We start from the raw sequence: 21,188 nt of genomic DNA, 5'->3' as shown, positions 1-21,188 counted from the left end.
AAGGTGAGCCATTGCGTCGCAGCGCCGTCGCTATTGCGCCGCGCGAACCTGGTTATTTACGCCCTGGATAGACACCTTCGGCCGGCCCTTTCCATTTACGCGCCACGTCACGACATTGTCGACGCCCGATACTTTAAGCGGCGCGCCCCCGCGCAGGCTGATCGTCACCTGATTATCGACGCCGTTCAGCGTCAGGCTGGGGCAATCGCCGACAAAGGTGATGCGATTGTCGGATCCCGACACCGCGGCCGGACGGCCCTCGCAATCGATGGTCAGCGTCTGGTCGACGCCATTGACCGTCGCGCCGTCGCGCGTACCCGACTGGGCGGCAACATGTGCCGGCAGCGAAATGCCGAGCAAGGCCGCAGCGATCAAAAATTTTGAATCAAACATTTTCAAGCCCAAGACCCTTCTCCTTCGTGCCGAGAAACTTGCTTGTTTCAATGGTTTGAAGCGGTTTCGGTTCCATGATTTCGACACGCCGTCGACGGGCTTTCCTTCCAGGAACAAGGCAGCGCCGGGTTCGGTCGATGCCTATCCCACAAACTCGCCCAACCTTGACGACCGACCTTATCGGGCGTCATCGATCACCTGCATCCGCGGCGTTGCCGCATCGTAGGTGGCGATGACTTTGCATGGCTTGACGAAGCATTGCCGCTCTACACGGGCCGCAACCGACGCCGGGTCGATCTTGGGCTTTTTCCTCCTGTAGCTCCCGATCGACTCAACCACCCTTTTCGTCACCGCGCTCGTCCAGCCTGCTTTTCCTTTCGCATCGACGAAACGAACCAGCACGCCGTTCGCGACATAAACATCGATGGCACAAGATACGCCTGAGTCCGCCCGGCAACGATCAAGAACTGCTTTGCGTGCCTCCGCAGAATTCTGGCTTCCGCTCATCAACCAGGCCTTGTTCTGCCAGGCAGTCGATGGTGTGCTTTCCGGCCTGGCAAGCAACGCCCAATGGTGCCGATTGACTCCATAAAGCGGAAAATTATCGGTGACGAAATTGGTCGGCGGCACCGCATCTTCTGGTATGGCCCCTTGCCATATAGTTTCGTCGAACTCGCAGCCGAACGAATTTTTGACGCACAGCATAGCAAGCGCTTGGTATCGGATCGATTCTGGTGTGCCTCTGGGAACATCGGCACCGGATTTAATCCAGCGCAGACCCATCGCATCGATCATCACACCGAAAGTGCCATATCCATATATCGTTTCGTTGAGGACACATCCTTCACCCATCGCCGCCTTGCAGGCCGCAAGCGCACGATTATTGGCTGAATCCGCAGTCCAGTGCGCGCGCGTAACCCAATAGGACGACGTATCGATATGCGTCACCGCCGCCATGTAGCTGGGCTGAATCGGCCGAACGGGTACGTTGTAGGTTTGCGATGTGGATTGAGATTCATCACCACCATCGTCGCCGCCCTGATTATAACCCGGAATTGGGGCGCACGCGATAAAGTCCCGCGACCCGGTTTGGAACATTCCGGGCGGGCAGCCCCAAGCGGTACTTGGAAGAAAACAATAACCAACGGCCAGTAGGCACGGCAAAATGAAGCGCGCCGCCGATATGCGAAAATGCGTCATTGAATATCCTCGATTATTTGCATCCGCGGCGTCGCGGCATCGTAGGTGGCGACAACCCGGCAAGGCAGCTTGGGTGGGCACAGCTGGTCGATGCGCTGTCGGACCGTCATCGGACTGATGTAGGCCTTTTTCCTGTTTTTCCTTTTTTGGTATTCCGCACTGTCCGGAACCGCACTCGTCCAGCGGTTACGCCCTCTCGCATCGACAAAATGCACCAACAGGCCATTGACGCTCGTGGGGCCGCCCGAAAATGCCACCATATCATCGGTTTTTGCGGCATAGGCGGCGACGGTGCATGGTGCGGCCGACGCCGTCTGGCAGCGATCCAGAACTTCCTTCCGCGCGGCGACCGAGTCTTCCTTGCCGCTGATCAGCCAGCTCTTGTTTTGCCCAGCGGCGGTAGCGGTCTGCGTCGGCCGAGCGACCAATGCCCAACGCTTCCATCGCATTTGGCCCTTGGGGAAACGGTCTTCGTAATATTCCTTGTCTGGATTGTCGTTGAGCGGCAACAAACCGCTTTCGAAGCGGCCCGCATATCTGCAGCCAAAAGAGTTTTTCCAGCAGTGTTCGATCGCTGCATTCCAATCGACGATACTGAACCTGGGTGCAGCTTTATCATAGGGCTGCATCTTGGTCCAAAGCTGGCCCATGGCGTCCTCGGCGACATAGAGCTCACCCACGCCAAAATGCGTGTCGGAAACATAACATCCGCCGCGCGTTGCAGCGTTGCAGGCTTTGAGCACATGCTGATTGGCAGCATCGAGCGTCCGGTGGCCTACCGATACCCAGAGCGAACCGGTATCCACATGTTGTGCCGCTGCCATATAACTTGGCTGGATTTCCACCGGCGGCGCCCGGGGACGGCTCGGTTCATCGCCGCCGTCTTGGTCGGATTCTCCATAACCCGGAATTGGGGCGCAGGCGATAAAGTCCCGCGAGCCGGTTTCAAACATTCCGGGCGGGCAGCGGCCCTCGGCCGATGCGGCGTTTGGCAGCAAACAAAACGCAAGGGCAAGCAAGCACGGCAGGAGGAAACGCGCCGCCCACATCCGAAAAAGCGTCATTGAACATCCTCACTATACCGCAATGGGACGTGGCCGATCATTGGCCCGGTGCCTGCAACAATTCGCCGCATGCTTCGCCGGTGCCGGCGCCACCCCATCCGGGCTTGTTGCTGTCGACGCTGATGCGAACGTCGGCAACACGGCGAACCCCGTTGCGGTCGGGAATGGTTACAAATTGTACGTCGCACGCCATGTACGTGCCCTCGACCCATGTCGCGCCGCTGGTGCTGCCGACCAGCACGCGATTGTCATATTGCTGACCATAGGAAAGAACACGCAGGTCTCCAGAATCCGAGATGAGCGGCCGCCCCATCTTTGCGACCACATCCTCCTCGGGCTTTGCCTGCCAGGCCATGAGAAGCTGGGATGCGATGCCGCGCGGTTTGCGGTCGCCGCGCAGCTTTGCGGCGGCTTCGTCGAATTCGAACCCGGCGGCCAAATTTTTGGTGCTCTGCTCATATTTGCCGCGAATCTCTGCCGTCAAGGTTTCGAGTTCTTTGGTGAGGACGGCCATTTTCGCCGTGGCCTCAGCGCGCTCTGCGTCGGTGGCGGGTCGGCTGAACATGCCGGTTGGGTCTGGCCGCTTGCTGCCGCGCCATAGCCGCGACCAAGTGAGTTCAATCTGCTCCGGCCCCGTTGTTTCGGCCAGGACCATAACGCTTTCGGTAAACCCAAGTGGCTTCAGTTTTGCATTGAACGCAGCCATGTCGAACCGCTGGTTGCGATAGGATTCGAACATCGCCGTTTTGATATCGGCTTCATAGCAGGCAAGTTTTCGCGCCTTGAGCATGGCCGGATCGCTGGTCGTTGCCCACGATCCCGGCGGAACCTCTTCATTCTGCAAATCGCGGCGTAACGTCACGCTGCCTTCACCGATCCGCATCCTTACAGAGGCCGATTCCGGAATTTTCCCGTCCGCTTTGCCGGTCGCGATTGCGAACATGCTCGGGCATTCGAACTGCAGCCGCAGCATGGTCCATTCGGGCTTTGCCGCATTTTCATGGATGATGGTGAGGTCGAGCTGTTTGATCGCGATCGGACCCAGCGCCTCGCTGGGCGACGTGCGGTTCATGACCAGCGTCTGCGAATAATAGGCCTGACGGTCGCCCGGATCGCCATCGACATGGAAAAAGAGCGCCTGTGCCGAAGCGGCAGACGGGACGACGCCGACACCGATGGCCATCAGCATGGCCGTGTGCCGCACGCGAAATCGATTTGTCATAGCCTTAGCTCGACTTGCGTTTGCTGAGGCAATTTTCGAGCTGCTTGCGCGCGGCAAGGCCGTCTTTCCATTCGATCTTCAACACCGACTTGCCTTCGACCAGCACGTCGAAGCCCCATGTTTCTTTCATTTCTGCCAGCCCCGCCTCGATTGTCGGCACGGCAAAGGCGATCGAGGCGTAGACTTCGCCGGGAAACTTGTAATTGAAAGCCTGGACCGACTGCGAGGTGCCGTCACTTTGATCGAGCGTAACCTTAATTTTTTTCACGTCCGGCGACCCGGTGATGTCGGGCCCCGAAAATGTCAGCATTGCGCCGTCATAATCTTTGCCGGGACCCGATATGCGGACCATGGCTTCGCCCTTCATATATAAGGCCGAGCAATATTCGCCGGGCTTCGGGTTGTTGCTGTCCTGAAAAAAGTCCCAGCCGCCATTGTGGTAACGATCATAGGCCGCCTTGAACTCCGGGTCTTTCATACGCTGTTGAAGCTCGCCGCCGAACGCCGACGATGCTTCGCCGACGCCGTAAATGTCGGCCATCGCCTGTGCCATCGGATCGCGGGGCCGCTCGCCAGATGGGCCGTCGTCGTCGTCGCGGCTGTTATCGTTCCGCTGCGGCGTCGCCGCGATGTCGTTCATACTCTGGTTATGCTGCGCCTGTGCGGCGCAGATATTGGGCAAATCGGAACAGGCCTGGGCGGGCGCGGAAAGCTGGAAGGCCAAAATGGCGGCCGCGCCGAGCAGGGTTGGTCGGAAATATTGCATCATCATCACTCCAAAATCATCTTGCACGCCGTCACTTCACATCCTCGATCACCTGCATCCGCGGCGTCGCGGCATCATAGGTGGCGATGACGCGGCACGACGATGGCGGGCATATCCGGTTGACGCGTTCCTGCACGGTCACCGGATCGAGAGCCTCCTCCGCCGGATCAGGTTCGCCACGATACAGCTTTTTGTATTTTTTCTTTTTTGGCTTCGTCGCCACGGCGCTGATCCAGCGGTTTACTCCTCGCGCATCGACGAAATGCACCAACAGGCCATTTGCTGAACCCGTGTCATTGGTCAGCACCTCGCTGTCGTTCACGGCATAGGCCGATATCGCGCACGGCACCCCTGCATCCGCCTGACATCGATCGAGAATTTCCTTGCGGGTTGCCGCCGAATTTTGCTTGCCGCTGATCAACCAGCTTCTGGCCTGCGCCGCGGCGGCCTGGGTCGTCGGCTGCGCGACCATGGCCCAGCGATTCCAGTGAAGCTTGCCTTTGGGAAAGAAATTTTCGGACTGATCGCGATCAGGATCGACGTCGAGAAAGATATGTCCGTTGTGATAACTGTTTAACATCGAACAACCGAAGGACTGCCTCTGGCAGAGGATTCGCGCTGGATCGGTTATTCTATAATCATATGTGTAGGGTGTGTCTGGACGCTTTTTTACTGCCTTGATCCACAGCTGGCCCATCGCATCCTCTGCAATGAATATTTCGCCAGATTCTGAAATGTCGCCGGAACTTTCATACGCGGCAGCGATGTAGCATCCGCCGCCGGTGGCCGCGTTGCATCCATCCAGCGCCCGTTTTTTGGCAGCATCGGCACTCTTGTAAGATGTTGTTACCCATGAAGATCCCGTATCGACATGATAGGCGACCGCCGCGTTGCCTGGTTTCGACGGTCGCAAATCATATTGAAAGCTTGGCTCGGAGTAAGGCCGCGGCCCATTGCCGTTCGGCGCTTGCGCCGTCGCGGCAATATCGTTCATCTCGCGGGCGTGCTGGGCCTGTTGCTCGGCAGATTGGGCGTGCGCTGCACTGGGCAGCAAGCCCAGTACGGACAACGCCATCATCGCGCGCCAAATACCATGACAAATCATTTAATTATCGTCCTTCACGGAGCCGTGGGCGAAACTTCTCCAGCTAAAGGTCTAGCGGTTTCGCAATCGCTGGTCACGGCGCCACATGTCCCGGGTCAATATCGACCCGCAGGAAAAATATTGTGAAAAACCAAGCTGGTATGTCATCCGATCGCAACCCATGCGATGAACGCTAGCAGTATGCTGAACGGCTCCTGTGACGGAAATCACAACCGGTACATCGGCGCGCTGCGCGCGCGGCAGGATCAGGCGAGTTCAAACATCGCTGCGAGGCCGTCCGACGCGGTCGGCTCGAACCGCGACCAGCCCTCAGGGCCAAGCCGCTCGATCGGGCGGAAGCGCGCCTTGTACGCCATCCGCGCCGACCCTTCGATCCAGTACCCCAGATAGACATAGGCCAGCCCGGCGCGCGCCGCACGCTGGACATGGTCGGCGATGATATAGGTGCCCAGCCCCTCGCGCATCGGGTGCGCCGCGTCGAAGAAACTGTAAATCATCGACAGCCCGTCGCCCTGGCGATCGGTCAGGCAACAACCGACGAGCCGCCCCTTGCCACCCTCGGCCGCAGGCTCGCGATACTCAATCATATAGCTATCGACCGGGGTCTGTTCGACCATGTCGGCAAAATCCTGCTCATCCATATCGGCCATACCGCCGTCGGGATGGCGCGAGCCGAGATACGAGCGCAACAAAGCATATTGCTCTTCGGTCGCCCATGGCTTGCAGGCGGTGGCGACCAGGTCGCCGTTGCGACGCATATTGCGCTTTTGCGAACTGCTTGGCGTGAATTCACTCGCGCAAACGCGCACAGAGACGCACGCCGAACAATCGGCGCAACTCGGACGATAGGCGACCGACTGGCTGCGGCGAAACCCGATACGGCCGAGCGCATCGTTCAGCTCGTTCGCGGTGTTGCCGCCAAGCTCGGTGAACACCTTGCGTTCGGTCTTGCCTGCCAGATATGGGCAAGGCGCCGGGCTGGTGACAAAAAAGCGCGGAAAACGGAACGGTGCGGACACGCGGAAAAACCTCCGGACTGGCGATGCGGAGCCCCCCCGACGCGGGTCCGACGCGCTACTTGCACCAACTATGCCGCGCGGCGTCAATGGTGCAAAGTCCATTTACCATTTTATGACGTCCCGTTCTGAATCAACCCGAAAATTTTGTGAATCAGCCGGTAACTTTTGTGCCGATTTGAATCGACTAAGGCACGAATCCTAAATGTAGCCGCGAAGTTCGTCGCCGGTCAGCGTCGCTACATGAAGCACATTCGTCGACCCCGGGGTGCCGAACGGAACGCCCGCCATCATGACGAGCTTTGCGCCCGCCTTGCAGATGCCATGGCGCAGCGCCATCCGCTTGCCCTTGGCGATCATCTCTTCAAAACTGCCGATATCCTTCGTCGGCACCGCATGCGCGCCCCAGAGCAGCCCAAGCCGCCGCGCCGCCTCTTTTTTGGGCGTCAGCACGAGCAGCGGTGCATTGGGCCGTTCGCGCGCAACGCGGCGCGCGGTCGATCCCGAAAAAGTAAAACAGATAATCGCATCGGCGGCGATCGTCGAGATGATGCTACCCGCAGCTTCGGCCAGCGCATCGGCAGTCGTCGCGTCAGGAAATGTTTCGGTGAAATGCAGGCGGCGGAAATAATCGGGGTCACCTTCGACCGAGCGCGCAATCGAATCCATCATCGTCACCGCTTCGACCGGAAAGGCGCCCGCCGCAGTTTCGGCCGACAGCATGATCGCATCGGCGCCGTCATAGATTGCGGTCGCGACGTCGGACACTTCAGCCCGCGTCGGCGACGGCGAGGTGATCATCGATTCAAGCATCTGCGTCGCGACGACCACCGGCTTTCCCATCCGCCGTGCGGTTGCGACAATTTTCTTTTGAAGCGGCGGCACCGCTTCAGGCGGCAATTCGACACCCAGATCGCCGCGCGCGACCATCGCCGCGTCGGCTAGCTCCAGAATCTCCTCGATCCTCTGCACCCCCGACGGCTTTTCGAACTTGACCAGCAAGGCCGCCTTGCCGCCGATCAGCGTGCGCGCCTCGGCCACATCCTCGGGCCGCTGCACGAACGACAGCGCGATCCAGTCAACATGCTGTTCGAGCGCGAAGGTCAGGTCCTTGCGGTCCTTTTCGGTCAGCGCGGCGAGCGGCACAACGACGTCGGGGACATTGACCCCCTTGCGGTCCGAAATCTTGCCGCCCACCTCGACCACCGTCTCGATCCGCTCGGGCGCGACGCTCTTCACGCGGAGCACCAGCTTGCCGTCGTCGATCAGCAGGCGCGTGCCGGCTTCCAGCGCGGCGAACAATTCGGGGTGCGGCAGATAGACGCGCGTCGCATCGCCCGGCGTCTTGTCGGTATCGAGCGAGAAGGTCTTGCCGTTCACCAGATCGGCCGGGCCGTCCTTGAACGTACCAACGCGCAATTTCGGTCCCTGCAGGTCGACAAGGATCGTCGTCGGGCGACCGGTTTCCTTTTCGAGCGCACGGATCGCCGCGATGACCTTGGCATGGCCCGCATGGTCACCATGGCTCATATTGACGCGAAAGGCGTCGGCGCCCGCGCGATGCAGCTCGGCAATCATCTCGGGATTGGCGCTGGCGGGGCCAAGGGTCGCCAGGATGCGCACCTTGCGCTGGCGGGGGGTAAAATTCTGGACCACAAATGCTCCGAACGGATGAAAAAGCTGGGGCAGCTTGCGTAGGCGCGTTGCCCCGACCAAGGCAAGTCGCGTATAGCTATTCATCCGCCGACAAGAAGGAATTCCGCCATGTCCTGCAGCGACGACCAGACCGCCGCGAACGACGCGCTGGATGCGCTCGACGACGCCGTTGCTGCGGCAGCGTTCCGCCGCCTCGTGCGCCTGCTCCGGCATCGCAGCGATGCGGCGAATATCGATCTGATGGGACTCGCCGGATTCTGCCGCAACTGCCTTGGCGACTGGATTGCCGAAGCCGGCGGCATGGACAAGGAAACCGGCCGAACCATCGTCCACGGCACTTCCACCGCGGAGTGGAAAGCACTGCACCACACCGCCGCCACCCCCGAACAACTCGCGCGGATGGAAGAAAGCATGGCGAAAAACCCTTGAGGCTATTAGGGACGCGCCAGGCGTGATTCTCGCGCCACATCATCCCAACTACCGGAGCCAAAAATGAGCGAAGCCACCGTATCCGACGAACAACTGCGCCTTTTCATCGAGCGCATCGAGCGTCTGGAAGAAGAGAAAAAGGGCATCGCCGACGATATCCGCGACACCTATAATGAATCGAAGTCGCAGGGTTACGACCCGAAAATCATGCGCCAGATCGTCCGTCTGCGCAAATTGCCGGTGCATGATCGCAAGGAAATGGAAGCGATTCTCGACGTGTATAAATCGGCGCTCGGAATCGACTGACACCAACGCGTACAACCATCAGGAGAGTGACGATGTTCAGCACCACCACCAACAATGTCGAGGGCCGTCCGGTCCGCGAATATCTGGGCATCGTCACTGGCGAAGTGATCGTCGGCGCCAATCTGTTTCGCGACCTGTTCGCGAGCATCACCGACATCGTCGGCGGCCGCTCGGGCAAATATGAGGATGTCCTTGCGCGCGCGCGCAAGGAAGCCATCAGCGAAATGGAAGCCGAGGCGGCGCGCCTCGGCGGCAATGCGGTGATCGGCGTCGACCTCGACTATGAAGTCCTCGGCCAGAACGGGTCGATGCTGATGGTTTCGGCAAGCGGGACGGCCGTCATCATCTGACGGGAGGGTTTATGGGGGCGCGATCGACAAGGAGGGCGGCGCTGATATTCGCCGCGGCGATGTTAGGCGGACCGGTCGCGGCGCAGGATGCCCTGCCCGATCCCGCGGCGATCAACGTCCCCGACATCGCGCCATCAGCCGATCCCAAGGGGCTGAAGGACGGGTATAAATTCTTCTTCTTTCACAATCCGACCGTCAGTTTCGCCGAAGCCTATGTCGACATTGCCGAATGCCGCAGCTTTCTGGTTCGTGACGGCGTGACGACCTTGCCGACCTTCCGTCCCTGGGTCGAGCCCCTCAAGCGCAAACCCCAAGGCTACACCGCCGGCTCCTATGGTCTCGTCGGCGCAGCGATGGCTTCGATCATCGTGCCGAAGCTGGAACGCGGGCAGCGCAACAACAAGCTGCGCCGCTGTATGAAGCCCCGCGGCTACGCCCGCTACGCGATCGCCGAGGCGGATTGGGACCGGTTGAACGACGGCGATGAGGCGACCCTCATCGCGATGCAGGCAAAACTCGCGTCCGGCCCCAAACTCTCGACGACGGAAGTTAGCGAATGATCCGCCTGCTCCTCGCCTGTTTGCTGGTGTTCGCACCCGGAATCGCACTGGCCAAGGGCGGCGACGGCGTCCTCAACCACAAAGTCGCGCCCGCCGCTCTCGATCCCGCCAAGGCCTATCTGCTGTTCCGGTCAAGCACCGCAAAATCGGGCATGATCAACATCGAGCATATTTTCCTGCGCATCCCGACTGAGGCGGAGATCGCCGCTTACCGCAGCGCAAAGGAAGCCGCTTATGCGGCAGATCTGCCCAAGCTCGCCAAAAAGGCGAAGGATGGGAAACCGCCGACGATCGAAGAATATGCCTTTACCTATGGTGGGCCGGTAAATGCCTTTGCCGTCGATGCCGGCGATTTTCTGGAAGATGGCGCGATGCGCACGTTTCTGGTCGAGGTGCCCGCCGGAACCTATATTCTCTATGGCGTTTCGGTCGGCGGACGCGGCATCACCGCGTGCAACTGCCTTGGCACAGTGAAATTCGCGGCGCGCGCCGGAGCGATCACTGAAATGGGTTCGCTGTTCGCCGACAAGGTGCACAAGGAATCGCCGATCCCGCATCTGGAAGACAATCTGGGACCGTCGATGTTCGCCTATGGCTTCACCCTCGGGCAAGCGCTTGTCCCGCCGACCGATGCGCTTGCGCGGCCGGCTTCGCTCGCGGCCTTTCCCCTGGCGATCGCGGACTATCACGCGGTGGGGCTGTTTCCCGAACCCGGGGCCGAGTGGATCAACCGGCTCGCGCCGGTTCCCGGCATATTGGGTTATGAGCGCGGCCGCGTGATCGATCTGCGCACCGGGAAACCCGCCGAATAGAGAAGGGGCAGCAAGCAAGGGCGTTGAAAAATGTCGCCCGCTACGCGATAGGCCGCTTCATAGATTAACTTCAAGCAGGATCCTCCCGTGGCCGGCCATAGTAAATTCAAGAACATCATGCACCGCAAGGGTGCGCAGGACAAAAAGCGCAGCTCGCTGTTTTCCAAGCTTTCGCGCGAAATCACCGTCGCGGCGAAGATGGGCCTGCCCGATCCTGACGCGAATGCCCGTCTCCGTGCGGCGATCAACGCCGCCAAGGCGCAGTCGGTGCCCAAGGACAATATCCAGCGCTCGATCGACAAGGCTTCGGGCGGCGAAGGCGATAATTACGAGGAAATCCGCTACGAAGGTTATGGCCCCGGCGGCGTATCGCTGATCGTTGAGGCGCTGACCGACAACCGCAATCGCACCGCGACCAACGTCCGCACCGCCTTTGCCAAAAATGGCGGCAACCTCGGCACCTCGGGCAGCGTCGCGCACGGCTTCGATCGCCTCGGCCTGATCAGCTATCCTGCCAAGGCGGGTGACGCCGACACCATATTCGAAGCCGCACTCGACGCGGGCGCCAGCGATGTCGAATCGTCCGAAGAAGGCCACGATATCTGGACCGAAATCGACGGCCTGCACGAAGTCGCAAAAGCCCTCGAGGCCAAGCTCGGCGAAGCCGAAGGCGTGAAACTCGCCTGGCGCCCGACGCTGAAAAGCGAAGTCACCGACGAAGCGACCGCGCAGACCTTGTTCAAGCTGATCGACACGCTCGACGACGACGACGATGTCCAGACCGTGTGGGGCAATTACGAAATCCCCGACGCGGTGATGGAGAAATTGGGTTGAACCAAATCCTCCCTGTCGCGAAGCGATGGGGAGGGGGACCGTTCGCGAAGCGAATGGTGGAGGGGCAGCGACGGTTGCGCCAAGGCCCCTCCGTCAGCGCTTCGCGCTGCCACCTCCCCATGCCTGCGGCACAGGGAGGATTGTTCACATGATCATCCTCGGCCTCGACCCCTCGCTCAGCTGCACCGGCTGGGGCGTCATCCGCGTCGAGGGCAGCCGGATCAGCCATATCGCCAACGGCCAGATCAAGACCGACGCCAAGACCCCCCTGCCCGACCGCCTCGCGCATCTCGACACCGTGCTCGCCGCCGTGATCGCCGACCATGCCCCGCTATGCGCCGCGGTCGAGGAGGTGTTCGTCAACGACAATCCGCAATCGACGTTGAAACTCGCCCACGCGCGCGGTGTCGTCTTGCTCGGCTGCGCGCGCGCCGGGCTGCCGGTGGGCGAATATGCGCCGCGGCTGGTCAAGAAAGCGATCGTGGGAACCGGTGGCGCGGCGAAGGAACAGGTCCAGGCGATGCTGCGCGTGCTGCTCCCCGGAGCAAAGGTGACGGGCGCCGATGCCGCCGATGCGCTGGCGGTCGCAATCTGCCACGCGAACCATAGACCGCGCTACTAGCATCTCGTCACCCCGGACTTGATCCGGAGTCCACGCGGCCATCGATGCCGGATCAAGTCCGGGGTGACGAAATATGGGGAGGATTGTACGACGAAGGGAAATTGATTCCCTTTTCGTTCTCCCCGCGTTAGGCACGGACCATGATCGCAAAACTCACCGGACGGCTGGACTCCAGCGGCGCAGGCCATGCGGTGATCGACGTCGGCGGCGTCGGTTATCTGGTCGAGGCATCGGCGCGCACATTGGACGCGCTCGGTCCTACGGGCAGCGAGGTCACCATCCACACCGAAATGCTGGTCGGCGAGGATTTCCTGCGCCTGCTCGGCTTTGCCAAGGCCGAGGAACGCGACTGGTTCCGCCTGCTCACCAGCGTCCAGGGCGTCGGCGCCAAGGTCGCGCTCGCGATCCTCTCGGCGCTCGAAATCACCGACCTGCAACGCGCGCTCGCCAGCGGCGACAGCGCCATGATCGCCCGCGCCAACGGCGTCGGCCCGAAACTCGCGCAGCGGATCACGCATGAACTAAAGGACAAGGCAGGTGCGCTGGGCGGCATCGCGGGCAGCGGCGCCGCCTACGTGCCCACCACCCCCGGCCCCCTCGCCGACGCCGTCACCGCCCTCACCGGCCTCGGCTTCAAACCCGGCGAAGCCAGCGCAGCGGTTGCGGCGGCGAGCGAGGAACTGGGCGCCGATGCCAGCCTTGATGCGCTGGTGCGGGTGGCGCTGAAGAAAGCGGCGAAGTGATCATCGGGGTTTCCGAACTTATCGCTGCGGGGATCGGTGCCGTTGCGACCGGAGCATTCCAGATACTCGCTAACTTCTTGGAAAAGCGAAAGCGCGCTGAAGTTGTGCTCACAGCCATCTGCAGCGAAGTCGATTCGATTTGCCGACTGATTACTACGCAGGGCTACCCAGATACCGTGGGAAAGATCGCGTCGGATGTGCAACGAGGAATGTGGAACGGTCAGTCCTATATTATCGACATTAGATCGAACTATTTCACTGTTTTTGAAGGCCTTGTGTCGGATTTGGGTCTTCTGAAGCCTGTGCAAGCCTGCAAAATTGTAAACTTCTATGCATACTGCAAATCAGCGATCGATAGTACGCGCCCTGACGGTCCTCATGGGCTTGATCCAAGCACTCAAGAAGCCGCGCAGAATATGGTCCAAGTAGCATTGCTAATGCATTCGATCATTAACTTGGGGAACGAAATTGCGCGTTTTCCCAAACTACCGTTGATCCATCCTGAGGATGTCGGCCTCAAAGAGCTTGGTGCGTGACCGACCGCATCCGCCGCGCATCCTGCCGCTGCGGCCAGATCCGCATCGCCTGCACCGGCGAGCCGATCCGCGTGTCGGTCTGCCATTGCCGCGAGTGCAAGGCGCGGAGCGGCAGCGCCTTTGCCGCGCAGGTTCGCTTTCCGGCCGAGCAGGTCCGCATCGAGGGCGAAGCGAGTGCGAAGATGTGGCAATATGCCGGCGACAGCGGCAACACCGCCGACTTCTTTTTCTGCGGCACATGCGGCTCGGGCGTCTGGTACCGGGCACGCCCCTATCACGATGCCTACGCGATACCGGTCGGCAATTTCGAACCCGGCCACGGCTTCGTCCCCGACTATTCGGTGTACGAGGACCGCATGGAGCCTTGGGTTTCGATCACCGGCGATGCAATAGAGCATCATGACTGAGCCCGCCGCCGCCCGCCGCCCCAAAGCCCTCGCCTTCGACGTGTTCGGCACCGTCGTCGACTGGCGCACCAGCATCGCCCGCGAATCTGCGACCTTCCTTGCAAAGATCGACCGCGGCGACATCGACCCGCATGATTTCGCCGACCAGTGGCGCCGCCGCTATCTGCCCGCGATGGCGGCGGTCAGCGGCGGTCAGCGCGGCTTCGTCAAGCTCGACATCCTGCACCGCGAAATGCTGGACGCGGTGCTGCACGAGCATGGCATCGATGCCGCCGCACTCGATCCCGCCCTGCTCGCCAACTGGACCAACGCTTGGCACCGGCTCGATCCCTGGCCCGATAGCGTCGCGGGGATCGCCCGGCTGCGCACCGCCTTTCCCGTGGTCACGCTGTCGAACGGCAATGTCTCGCTGATGATCGATATGGCGCGCCGCGCCGGCTTCGTGTGGGACGCCATCCTCGGCGCCGAATATGCCCGCGCATATAAACCGCAACCTGCCGCCTATCTCGCGACCGCCGATGCGCTGGGGCTTGTGCCGCACGAGCTTTGTCTCGTCGCCTCGCATCACAGCGATCTTGCCGCCGCGCGCGCTTGCGGGCTGATGACTGCCCATATCAACCGGCCCATGGAATATGGCGGCGCCCGCGCGCCCGATGCCGACGCGGCGCAGGATTGGGAGTATAGCGCCGACAGCCTGACCGCATTGGCGGCGCAATTGGGATGCTGATTTGACCGACCTAACCACCCCCATCCGCACTCCCGAAGACGCCGACGCCGCGCTGCGCCCGAAAACGCTCGCCGAATTCGTTGGGCAGGCTGCCGCACGTGAAAACCTGCGCATTTTCATCGAGGCCGCAAGATCGCGCGGCGACGCGCTCGACCATGTGCTCTTCTATGGACCGCCCGGGCTCGGCAAGACGACGCTGGCGCAGATCGTCGCACGTGAACTCGGCGTCGGTTTCCGCTCGACCAGCGGCCCGGTGATCGCCAAGGCGGGCGACCTTGCCGCGCTGCTCACAAATCTCGAGGACGGCGACGTGCTGTTCATCGACGAGATCCACCGCCTGTCGCCCGCGGTTGAGGAAATCCTCTATCCCGCGATGGAAGACCGCGCGCTCGACATCATGATCGGCGAAGGCCCTTCGGCGCGCTCCGTCCGCATCGACCTGCCCAAATTCACCCTCGTCGGCGCGACAACGCGGCAGGGGTTGCTGACGACGCCGCTGCGCGACCGTTTCGGCATTCCGGTGCGGCTCCATTTCTACACGCACGGCGAACTCGAACAGGTGATCACGCGCGCCGCCAAATTGCTCTCGCTGCCGATCGCATCCGACGGCGCGCTGGAGATCGCGAAACGCTCACGCGGGACGCCGCGCATCGCCGGGCGGCTGCTCCGTCGCGTCCGCGACTTCGCGACCGTCGCGGGGCATAAAATCGTCGATGCGAAGGCCGCCGATGCCGCGCTCAACCGGCTCGAAGTCGACGCGCTCGGGCTCGATGCGATGGACCGGCGATACCTGACGATGATCGCCGATATCTATCGCGGCGGGCCGGTCGGGGTCGAGACCATGGCGGCAGGGCTGTCCGAACCGCGCGACACGATCGAGGATGTGATCGAACCCTATCTGCTCCAGGTCGGCCTGATCGCGCGCACCGCGCGCGGGCGGATGCTGAACGCCAGCGCGTGGAAGCATCTTGGGCTGAACCCGCCGACGGGATCGCAGGACGGACTTTTCGATCAAGGAAAATAGGCGGATTTCCGCGGATTTCATTCCACCAACCGGCATCGATCTGCGACGAACCGTTTAAGAGGGGTTTGCGACGAGTCGCCCACAGGCTATCGGTTGGGACAATGGTAAACGCACCGCCTCCCTTCATCCCCGGCGCCTTCGTCGGGGCTGAGCATCGTTACCGGGCACGCGTGTACTTCGAAGACACCGACCTGTCGGGCATCGTCTATCACGCCAATTACCTGCGCTATATGGAGCGCGCGCGATCCGACATGCTGCGGATCGCCGGCATCGATCAGCGCGCGGCGATGGAATCGGGTGAAGGCAGCTGGGCGGTCACCGACCTCGCGATCAAATACCGCCGCCCCGCGCGGCTCGACGACGACCTGCTCGTCGTCAGCACCGTCGAGGCGGTACGCGGCGCAAGCGTGATCATTTCGCAGCGCATCCTTCGCGGAACTGACACGTTAAGCGGCGAGACATTGACCGACGGGCAAGTCACCGCCGCCTTCCTGTCGCCCGAAGGCCGGCCGCGCCGCCAGCCCGCAGGCTGGGCCGATCGATTTACCGCCATCATGAATGGAGAGACTTTCCCTTGCTAGACAATATCAAGCTGGCCGCCGACGCGGCGACTCTGTCCCCCGTCGCGCTGTTCCTGCAGGCCGATATCATCGTCAAGGCGGTGATGATCGGACTGCTCGCCGCATCGATCTATGTCTGGGCGGTTATTTTCACCCACGGCCGCAGCGTAGCCAAGCTGATGAGCGCGTCCGAACGCTTCGAACGCGATTTCTGGCGCGCCGACAATATCGACAAATTCTTCGACAAAAACGGCAGCGAGGACTTGCCGAGCGCGAAGGTGCTGGGCGCCGGGATCAGCGAATGGCGCCGGTCGACCAAAACCAAGAATGTCGACCGCGACGGCACACGCGAACGCCTCGGCATCGCGATGAACAGCGCGGTAGCGGGCGAAGTCGACCGCCTCGCCGAAAAGATCGGGACACTGGCGACAATCGGATCGGTCGCGCCTTTCGTTGGCCTGTTCGGCACCGTTTGGGGCATCATGCGCAGTTTCACCGCGATTGCGGCCGAAAATAACAGCAGCCTCGCGGTCGTTGCGCCGGGGATCGCCGAGGCGCTGTTCGCGACCGCGATCGGCCTGTTCGCCGCCATCCCTGCGGTCATCGCCTACAACGCCTTTTCCCAGCGCCTCAACCGGCTCGAATCGCGCCTCGGCCGCTTTGCCGACGGGTTGCACGCGACGTTCAGCCGCGAACTCGAGGTCGAAGCCTGATGGCGATGAGCGGCCCCTCGGGCGGTATCGGCGGCCGTCGCGGCCGCGGCAGCCGGCGCGCGCCGATCGCGGAAATCAACGTCACCCCGCTCGTCGACGTGATGCTGGTGCTGCTGATCATCTTTATGATTACCGCCCCCCTGCTCGCCTCCGCAGTGCCGATCGACCTGCCCGAAAGCCGCGCCAAGCCGGTCGAAACCGAAGAGCGCGAACCCGTGCAGCTGTCGATCAACGCCGACGATACGCTGTATATCGGCGAAGAGGTCGTGCCCGAGGCAGAGCTTCCGGCGCGGCTCGACGCGATCGCGCGCGAGAACGACGGTCAGGATAAACCGCGCCAGATCATGCTGCGCGCCGACAAGGGGCTCGATTATGGCCGCGTGATGCGAGTCATGGGCGAGCTCAATCGCGCCGGACTGACGCGTATTTCGCTGGTGACGACGGGATCGGAGGGCGCCGCCGACAGCGCTCCCGCCGCGGTCACCGGTGGTTCAGAAACCCAACCCTAGGTTAAAATGATGGCCGAAACACGGGCAGTTAGGGGGAATGAAGGACGCGGCATCGCCATCGCGGTGGCGGCGCATGTCCTCATCATCGGCCTGCTTTCGGTCCAGTGGACCGCGGGCGACCGGCGATTCGACAATCCGCCGATGGAAGTCGACCTGATCGCAGAAACTGCAGTGCAATCGACCGCGCCCATCATTACCGAAGCCCCGCCGTCAGCCCGGCTCGGCGAAGAAGACGCCGTTGATATCGCCGCTCCCGAACCGATACCGACACCATCGGTTCCCGAACCGATCGTTCGCCCGACGCCTTCCCCGACACCGAAGCAGGTCGCGAGGCCGGTTCCCGCGCCGCCCAAAAAACAGCCACCCGCGGTTACAAAAGCGGCGCCCAAGGCGGCGCCGAAAACGCCGCCCGCAAAAAAGACGCAAACGCGTCCCACAGGTCGGCTCGATGGGATCACTGAAGGCCTGGGGCGCGAGCAGACCAAGGCGCCGCCGAACAAGGGCGCGCCCGCCGCGGCGACTGCGGCAGAGGTCAGACGATCGATTGACGTCAGCATCAAGGCCAAGGTCGGTCCGCGATGGAACCGCTGCAACGTGAGTGGTGTCGATGTCGAGCAGCTCAAGACGGTCGTGAAATTCCGGCTCACTCAGGCGGGCGCGCTAGCGGGTTTTTCAAGCGTCACAACCACTGGGCAAAATGACAGCAACCGATTTCAAGTCGCGCGACATCAAGAGTGCGCGAAAAAGGCTATAGAAGTGGCCGCTCCATTCGATCTGCCGGAGGAAAACTACAGCTACTGGCAGAATTATACGTTGGATTTTGACAAAGCGAGATGAGCATGACTCTTATGAGATATTTTATGGCGGGGATTTTCGCCGTAGCCGCCGTCCCCGCGATTGCCCAAGATCAGAGCCCCGCTCAGGCGCAACCGGAAGGTCCTCGGGAATCGATCACGGGAACGCTGTCGAATGAACGCACCGTCATCGCGATCCCCGCGCTGGCCACCGCATCGGCGCAAACCGTTGCCGGGCTGCGCACCGACACTCTCGGCCGCCAGATCGCCGAAGTCATTGCCGCCGACCTTGAACGCAGCGGCCTCTACGATCCGATGGGACCCAGCGGCATCCCCGCGATCGGCCGTGCTGAGGTGCAGGCCCCACGCTTTGCCGAATGGCAGGCGCGCAACGCTGAAAACGTCGTCCACGGCTTCGTCGATGCGAGCGGCACCGGCGGGCTTGTCGTCGGATGCTATCTCTATGACACCGCGCTCGGTAGCGAACTTGTTCGCAAGGGTTTCGAAATTCAGCCCGGCGACTGGCGCCGTGCCGCGCATAAATGCGCCGACGCCATCTATTCGCGTCTGTCGGGCGAGGCACCCTTCTTCGACAGCCGCGTCGCTTATATCGCCGAGAGCGGCCCCAAGGGGAATCGCATCAAGCGGCTTGCGATCATGGATTCGGACGGCGGCAACCACCGCTTCATCACCAACGGTCAGGCGCTGGCGCTGAGCCCGCGTTTCTCGCCGGATTACAAGAAGATCGTTTACGTCAGCTATCTGAACAACCGCGTTCGCGTCTTCATCTATGACGTAGCGAACGGGTCGCAGAAGTTGGTAACCGAAAGCAGCAATGCGACCTTTGCGCCGCGCTGGTCGCCCGACGGCACCCAGATCCTCTATTCGATGGCCGTCAACGGCAACACCGACATCTATCGCATCTCGGCCAGCGGCGGCACCCCGGTGCGGCTAACCAACACGCCCGGCATCGATGTCGGCGGCAGCTTCTCCCCCGACGGCAAGAAGATCGTGTTCGAGAGCGACCGGTCGGGCGGTCAGCAAATCTATACGATGAACATCGACGGATCGAACCAGCAGCGGATCAGCTTTGCCGGCGGCCGCTCAGCCACCCCCGAATGGTCGCCGCGCGGCGATCTGATCGCGTTCACTCGCATGGGTGGCGGCGAATTCCGCATTGGTGTGATGACCCCGTCGGGGGGTGGCACCCGGATGCTCACCAACAGCTGGCAGGACGAAGCGCCGACATGGTCGCCGAACGGCCGCGTCATCCAGTTCTTCCGCACCACGCCGGGACGCGAAGGCAAGTCGAGCCTGTGGCAAGTCGACCTGACCGGCGTAAACATGCGCCGCCTGCCCACTCCGCAGGATGGATCGGACCCCAGCTGGGGGCCGGTCCTGCCCTGAGGCAAGCGGAACCAAAAGGGCGCGATGGGGTTCCCATATCGTGTCCTGAACGGGCCATTTCGCCCGCGCGAACAAATTTCTCCACAACAACAAGAGGACAGAAGACATGACGATACGGAAAAGCACCGCGATGATCGCGGCGATCACCATGCTTGCTGTGGGTGCCTGCGCGAAAAAAGCGCCCGAGACGCTTCCCCCCGTACCCGAAGGCACCGGCACCGATACGGGCGCTGGCACCGGCACGGGCGTGGTCCCCGGTTCGCAGGAGGATTTCCTTGCCAGTGTCGGTCTCGAAGGCGACCGCATCTTCTTTGGCTTTGACCAGTATAATGTCGATGCGCAGGACCAGTCGACGCTGCAGAGTCAGTCGCAGTGGCTGCAGCGCAATCCTGCGGTCCGCGTCACGCTCGAAGGCCATGCCGACGAACGCGGCACGCGCGATTACAACATCGCGCTCGGCGAACGCCGCGCCAACGCAGCCAAGAACTATCTCGCCTCGCTCGGCGTCGATCCGTCGCGGATCAGCGTCATCAGCTATGGCAAGGAACGCCCGGCCGAACTCGGTTCGACCGAGGAAGCCTATGCCAAGAATCGCCGCGCGGTGACCGTCGTTATCGGGCGCTAAGAAGCGGCCAGAGCGGCACCGCGGCGAACGCGGCGGCGCAGGCAAAGACACCGAAGGGGACCCGTCGCTCGCTGAGCGGCTGGTCCCCTTTTCGTTGTGCGATCAGCGCCCAGACGATGCCGCCGAGGCTGGCGAGCAGCAACATCAGCGGCAGCGCCTGCCAGCCGAGCCATGCGCCGATCGCCGCAACAAGTTTGGGGTCACCGCCGCCCATGCCCTCCGCTCCGCGCGTGCGCCGATACGCCCAGGCGACCAGTGCGAGCCCGCCCCCCCCGGCAAGCACAGCGATCCAGCGGTCGAGCAGCGTTGTTCCCAGCATCGGTCCCGCGAGCAGCACTCCGAAGATGGCGAGCAAGGCATTGAGCCGGTCGGGAAGCCAGAAATGACGCGCATCGAGCAGCGCGAGCGGGAGGAGAAGCCAGCCGAATAATGCCCAAAGCCACCCCGCCGTTCCGGGCAGCAACGCGAGCGCGATAATCCCGATTGCCGCCGAACCCAACTCCACCCGACAGTGAAAGGGATCGATCTTTGCCTTGCACGTCCGGCACCGCCCGCGCGACATCCAAGCCGAGAGCAGCGGCACAAGATCCCGCGCGCCGAGCGGCCGCTGACACCCATCGCATTGCGATCGACCGAGCACTGAACGTCCCGCCGGCCAGCGCAGCACCAATGTCGCAATAAAGCTGCCGAGGACCAAACCGGTCAGCGCGGCAAACGCGACGCCTATGCCAAGAGGAATGGCGTCTAAAAAAGCGAGAATTGAAGCTGCGAACATGTTTATCGCCATTGTCCCTGTCGCGGCAGAGCG

Annotated in this window: 27 protein-coding genes; 18 read left to right on the top strand and 9 right to left on the bottom strand. The window is 62.0% G+C overall.

Features of this window, described 5'->3' with window-relative positions:
• Nucleotides 1–30 precede the first annotated feature (30 nt).
• The 8 genes from AC3A43_RS15210 to pyk all read right to left on the bottom strand — a co-directional run bounded on the left by AC3A43_RS15210 (nt 31) and on the right by pyk (nt 8,422).
• A complete protein-coding gene (locus AC3A43_RS15210; RefSeq protein WP_487793393.1) occupies nt 31–393 on the bottom strand; it encodes a DUF3060 domain-containing protein in 363 nt (120 codons plus the stop codon).
• Between the two features lie 177 nt (nt 394–570).
• Nucleotides 571–1,593, bottom strand: a complete 1,023-nt coding sequence (locus AC3A43_RS15205; protein WP_487793392.1) for a hypothetical protein — start codon at nt 1,591–1,593, stop codon at nt 571–573.
• Nucleotides 1,590–2,657 (bottom strand): hypothetical protein, encoded by a 1,068-nt coding sequence (locus tag AC3A43_RS15200; RefSeq protein ID WP_487793391.1) that lies wholly within the window; start codon nt 2,655–2,657, stop codon nt 1,590–1,592. Before AC3A43_RS15200 ends, AC3A43_RS15205 begins: the two co-directional genes overlap by 4 nt.
• A 37-nt stretch (nt 2,658–2,694) precedes the next feature.
• Nucleotides 2,695–3,846 carry a hypothetical protein gene (locus AC3A43_RS15195; protein WP_487793390.1) on the bottom strand — a complete coding sequence of 384 codons (1,152 nt, stop codon included), beginning with the start codon at nt 3,844–3,846 and terminating at the stop codon, nt 2,695–2,697.
• 37 nt (nt 3,847–3,883) lie between these two features.
• Entirely contained in the window at nt 3,884–4,672 is a 789-nt protein-coding gene (locus tag AC3A43_RS15190; RefSeq protein ID WP_487793389.1) for a hypothetical protein, read from the bottom strand.
• 4 nt (nt 4,673–4,676) lie between these two features.
• A complete protein-coding gene (locus tag AC3A43_RS15185) occupies nt 4,677–5,723 on the bottom strand; it encodes a hypothetical protein (protein WP_487793388.1) in 1,047 nt (348 codons plus the stop codon).
• Between the two features lie 272 nt (nt 5,724–5,995).
• Nucleotides 5,996–6,769, bottom strand: coding sequence for an arginyltransferase (locus AC3A43_RS15180; RefSeq protein WP_487793387.1), 774 nt, complete (start codon nt 6,767–6,769; stop codon nt 5,996–5,998).
• Nucleotides 6,770–6,967: 198 nt separating this feature from the next.
• Nucleotides 6,968–8,422: a pyruvate kinase gene (pyk, locus tag AC3A43_RS15175; RefSeq protein WP_487793386.1), complete on the bottom strand. Its 1,455-nt coding sequence runs from the start codon at nt 8,420–8,422 to the stop codon at nt 6,968–6,970.
• Nucleotides 8,423–8,530: 108 nt separating this feature from the next.
• Here pyk and AC3A43_RS15170 point away from each other — a divergent pair, with 108 nt between their 5' ends.
• From AC3A43_RS15170 to pal, 18 genes are all read left to right on the top strand, one after another.
• Nucleotides 8,531–8,851, top strand: a complete 321-nt coding sequence (locus AC3A43_RS15170) for a DUF1244 domain-containing protein (protein ID WP_487793385.1) — start codon at nt 8,531–8,533, stop codon at nt 8,849–8,851.
• A gap of 63 nt (nt 8,852–8,914) precedes the next feature.
• Entirely contained in the window at nt 8,915–9,157 is a 243-nt protein-coding gene (locus AC3A43_RS15165) for a DUF2312 domain-containing protein (RefSeq protein WP_037514655.1), read from the top strand.
• 32 nt (nt 9,158–9,189) lie between these two features.
• The gene (locus tag AC3A43_RS15160; RefSeq protein ID WP_487793384.1) at nt 9,190–9,507 is read left to right on the top strand and encodes a YbjQ family protein; all 318 of its coding nucleotides are present in this window, start codon (nt 9,190–9,192) and stop codon (nt 9,505–9,507) included.
• Nucleotides 9,508–9,518: 11 nt separating this feature from the next.
• Nucleotides 9,519–10,067: a hypothetical protein gene (locus AC3A43_RS15155; protein ID WP_487793383.1), complete on the top strand. Its 549-nt coding sequence runs from the start codon at nt 9,519–9,521 to the stop codon at nt 10,065–10,067.
• Nucleotides 10,064–10,879 carry a hypothetical protein gene (locus tag AC3A43_RS15150; protein WP_487793382.1) on the top strand — a complete coding sequence of 272 codons (816 nt, stop codon included), beginning with the start codon at nt 10,064–10,066 and terminating at the stop codon, nt 10,877–10,879. The genes AC3A43_RS15155 and AC3A43_RS15150 overlap by 4 nt, the downstream gene beginning before the upstream one ends.
• Nucleotides 10,880–10,966: 87 nt before the next feature.
• A complete protein-coding gene (locus AC3A43_RS15145; RefSeq protein WP_487793381.1) occupies nt 10,967–11,713 on the top strand; it encodes a YebC/PmpR family DNA-binding transcriptional regulator in 747 nt (248 codons plus the stop codon).
• Between the two features lie 148 nt (nt 11,714–11,861).
• Complete coding sequence (ruvC, locus tag AC3A43_RS15140; RefSeq protein ID WP_487793380.1) at nt 11,862–12,335, top strand: crossover junction endodeoxyribonuclease RuvC; 474 nt, start codon at nt 11,862–11,864, stop codon at nt 12,333–12,335.
• Nucleotides 12,336–12,475: 140 nt separating this feature from the next.
• Entirely contained in the window at nt 12,476–13,078 is a 603-nt protein-coding gene (ruvA, locus tag AC3A43_RS15135) for a Holliday junction branch migration protein RuvA (RefSeq protein WP_487793379.1), read from the top strand.
• Nucleotides 13,075–13,614 (top strand): hypothetical protein, encoded by a 540-nt coding sequence (locus AC3A43_RS15130; RefSeq protein WP_487793378.1) that lies wholly within the window; start codon nt 13,075–13,077, stop codon nt 13,612–13,614. Before ruvA ends, AC3A43_RS15130 begins: the two co-directional genes overlap by 4 nt.
• Nucleotides 13,611–14,021, top strand: a complete 411-nt coding sequence (locus AC3A43_RS15125; protein WP_487793377.1) for a GFA family protein — start codon at nt 13,611–13,613, stop codon at nt 14,019–14,021. Before AC3A43_RS15130 ends, AC3A43_RS15125 begins: the two co-directional genes overlap by 4 nt.
• Nucleotides 14,014–14,748: a haloacid dehalogenase type II gene (locus tag AC3A43_RS15120; protein ID WP_487793376.1), complete on the top strand. Its 735-nt coding sequence runs from the start codon at nt 14,014–14,016 to the stop codon at nt 14,746–14,748. The genes AC3A43_RS15125 and AC3A43_RS15120 overlap by 8 nt, the downstream gene beginning before the upstream one ends.
• Nucleotide 14,749: 1 nt before the next feature.
• Complete coding sequence (ruvB, locus tag AC3A43_RS15115; RefSeq protein ID WP_487793375.1) at nt 14,750–15,772, top strand: Holliday junction branch migration DNA helicase RuvB; 1,023 nt, start codon at nt 14,750–14,752, stop codon at nt 15,770–15,772.
• Nucleotides 15,773–15,873: 101 nt separating this feature from the next.
• Nucleotides 15,874–16,353, top strand: a complete 480-nt coding sequence (locus AC3A43_RS15110) for a YbgC/FadM family acyl-CoA thioesterase (protein WP_487793374.1) — start codon at nt 15,874–15,876, stop codon at nt 16,351–16,353.
• On the top strand, nt 16,347–17,045 hold the full coding sequence (tolQ, locus tag AC3A43_RS15105) for a protein TolQ (protein WP_487793373.1): 699 nt from the start codon (nt 16,347–16,349) through the stop codon (nt 17,043–17,045). Before AC3A43_RS15110 ends, tolQ begins: the two co-directional genes overlap by 7 nt.
• Entirely contained in the window at nt 17,045–17,554 is a 510-nt protein-coding gene (gene tolR, locus AC3A43_RS15100; protein ID WP_487793372.1) for a protein TolR, read from the top strand. The genes tolQ and tolR overlap by 1 nt, the downstream gene beginning before the upstream one ends.
• A gap of 6 nt (nt 17,555–17,560) precedes the next feature.
• Complete coding sequence (locus tag AC3A43_RS15095) at nt 17,561–18,391, top strand: hypothetical protein (protein ID WP_487793371.1); 831 nt, start codon at nt 17,561–17,563, stop codon at nt 18,389–18,391.
• Nucleotides 18,388–19,755, top strand: coding sequence for a Tol-Pal system beta propeller repeat protein TolB (gene tolB / locus AC3A43_RS15090; protein ID WP_487793370.1), 1,368 nt, complete (start codon nt 18,388–18,390; stop codon nt 19,753–19,755). The genes AC3A43_RS15095 and tolB overlap by 4 nt, the downstream gene beginning before the upstream one ends.
• 106 nt (nt 19,756–19,861) lie before the next feature.
• Complete coding sequence (gene pal, locus AC3A43_RS15085; protein ID WP_487793369.1) at nt 19,862–20,380, top strand: peptidoglycan-associated lipoprotein Pal; 519 nt, start codon at nt 19,862–19,864, stop codon at nt 20,378–20,380.
• Here the strand turns inward: pal and AC3A43_RS15080 are convergent.
• On the bottom strand, nt 20,367–21,155 hold the full coding sequence (locus tag AC3A43_RS15080) for a prepilin peptidase (protein ID WP_487793368.1): 789 nt from the start codon (nt 21,153–21,155) through the stop codon (nt 20,367–20,369). The genes pal and AC3A43_RS15080 overlap by 14 nt on opposite strands.
• Between the last annotated feature and the right edge of the window lie 33 nt (nt 21,156–21,188).

This window comes from Sphingopyxis sp. Soil_C_28 (assembly GCF_057657055.1).
Note: the sequence above shows the minus strand (reverse complement) of the source record. Positions and strands in the feature narration are given on the sequence as shown.

What these genes read in the sequence shown, in the direction of transcription:
- AC3A43_RS15210 (WP_487793393.1), bottom strand. Translation starts at nt 393, where the DNA reads ATGTTTGATTCAAAATTTTTGATCGCTGCGGCCTTGCTCGGCATTTCG.
- AC3A43_RS15205 (WP_487793392.1), bottom strand. Translation starts at nt 1,593, where the DNA reads ATGACGCATTTTCGCATATCGGCGGCGCGCTTCATTTTGCCGTGCCTA.
- AC3A43_RS15200 (WP_487793391.1), bottom strand. Translation starts at nt 2,657, where the DNA reads ATGACGCTTTTTCGGATGTGGGCGGCGCGTTTCCTCCTGCCGTGCTTG.
- AC3A43_RS15195 (WP_487793390.1), bottom strand. Translation starts at nt 3,846, where the DNA reads ATGCTGATGGCCATCGGTGTCGGCGTCGTCCCGTCTGCCGCTTCGGCA.
- AC3A43_RS15185 (WP_487793388.1), bottom strand. Translation starts at nt 5,723, where the DNA reads ATGATGGCGTTGTCCGTACTGGGCTTGCTGCCCAGTGCAGCGCACGCC.
- AC3A43_RS15170 (WP_487793385.1), top strand. Translation starts at nt 8,531, where the DNA reads ATGTCCTGCAGCGACGACCAGACCGCCGCGAACGACGCGCTGGATGCG.
- AC3A43_RS15165 (WP_037514655.1), top strand. Translation starts at nt 8,915, where the DNA reads ATGAGCGAAGCCACCGTATCCGACGAACAACTGCGCCTTTTCATCGAG.
- AC3A43_RS15160 (WP_487793384.1), top strand. Translation starts at nt 9,190, where the DNA reads ATGTTCAGCACCACCACCAACAATGTCGAGGGCCGTCCGGTCCGCGAA.
- AC3A43_RS15155 (WP_487793383.1), top strand. Translation starts at nt 9,519, where the DNA reads ATGGGGGCGCGATCGACAAGGAGGGCGGCGCTGATATTCGCCGCGGCG.
- AC3A43_RS15150 (WP_487793382.1), top strand. Translation starts at nt 10,064, where the DNA reads ATGATCCGCCTGCTCCTCGCCTGTTTGCTGGTGTTCGCACCCGGAATC.
- ruvC (WP_487793380.1), top strand. Translation starts at nt 11,862, where the DNA reads ATGATCATCCTCGGCCTCGACCCCTCGCTCAGCTGCACCGGCTGGGGC.
- ruvA (WP_487793379.1), top strand. Translation starts at nt 12,476, where the DNA reads ATGATCGCAAAACTCACCGGACGGCTGGACTCCAGCGGCGCAGGCCAT.
- AC3A43_RS15120 (WP_487793376.1), top strand. Translation starts at nt 14,014, where the DNA reads ATGACTGAGCCCGCCGCCGCCCGCCGCCCCAAAGCCCTCGCCTTCGAC.
- AC3A43_RS15110 (WP_487793374.1), top strand. Translation starts at nt 15,874, where the DNA reads ATGGTAAACGCACCGCCTCCCTTCATCCCCGGCGCCTTCGTCGGGGCT.
- tolR (WP_487793372.1), top strand. Translation starts at nt 17,045, where the DNA reads ATGGCGATGAGCGGCCCCTCGGGCGGTATCGGCGGCCGTCGCGGCCGC.
- AC3A43_RS15095 (WP_487793371.1), top strand. Translation starts at nt 17,561, where the DNA reads ATGATGGCCGAAACACGGGCAGTTAGGGGGAATGAAGGACGCGGCATC.
- tolB (WP_487793370.1), top strand. Translation starts at nt 18,388, where the DNA reads ATGAGCATGACTCTTATGAGATATTTTATGGCGGGGATTTTCGCCGTA.
- pal (WP_487793369.1), top strand. Translation starts at nt 19,862, where the DNA reads ATGACGATACGGAAAAGCACCGCGATGATCGCGGCGATCACCATGCTT.
- AC3A43_RS15080 (WP_487793368.1), bottom strand. Translation starts at nt 21,155, where the DNA reads ATGTTCGCAGCTTCAATTCTCGCTTTTTTAGACGCCATTCCTCTTGGC.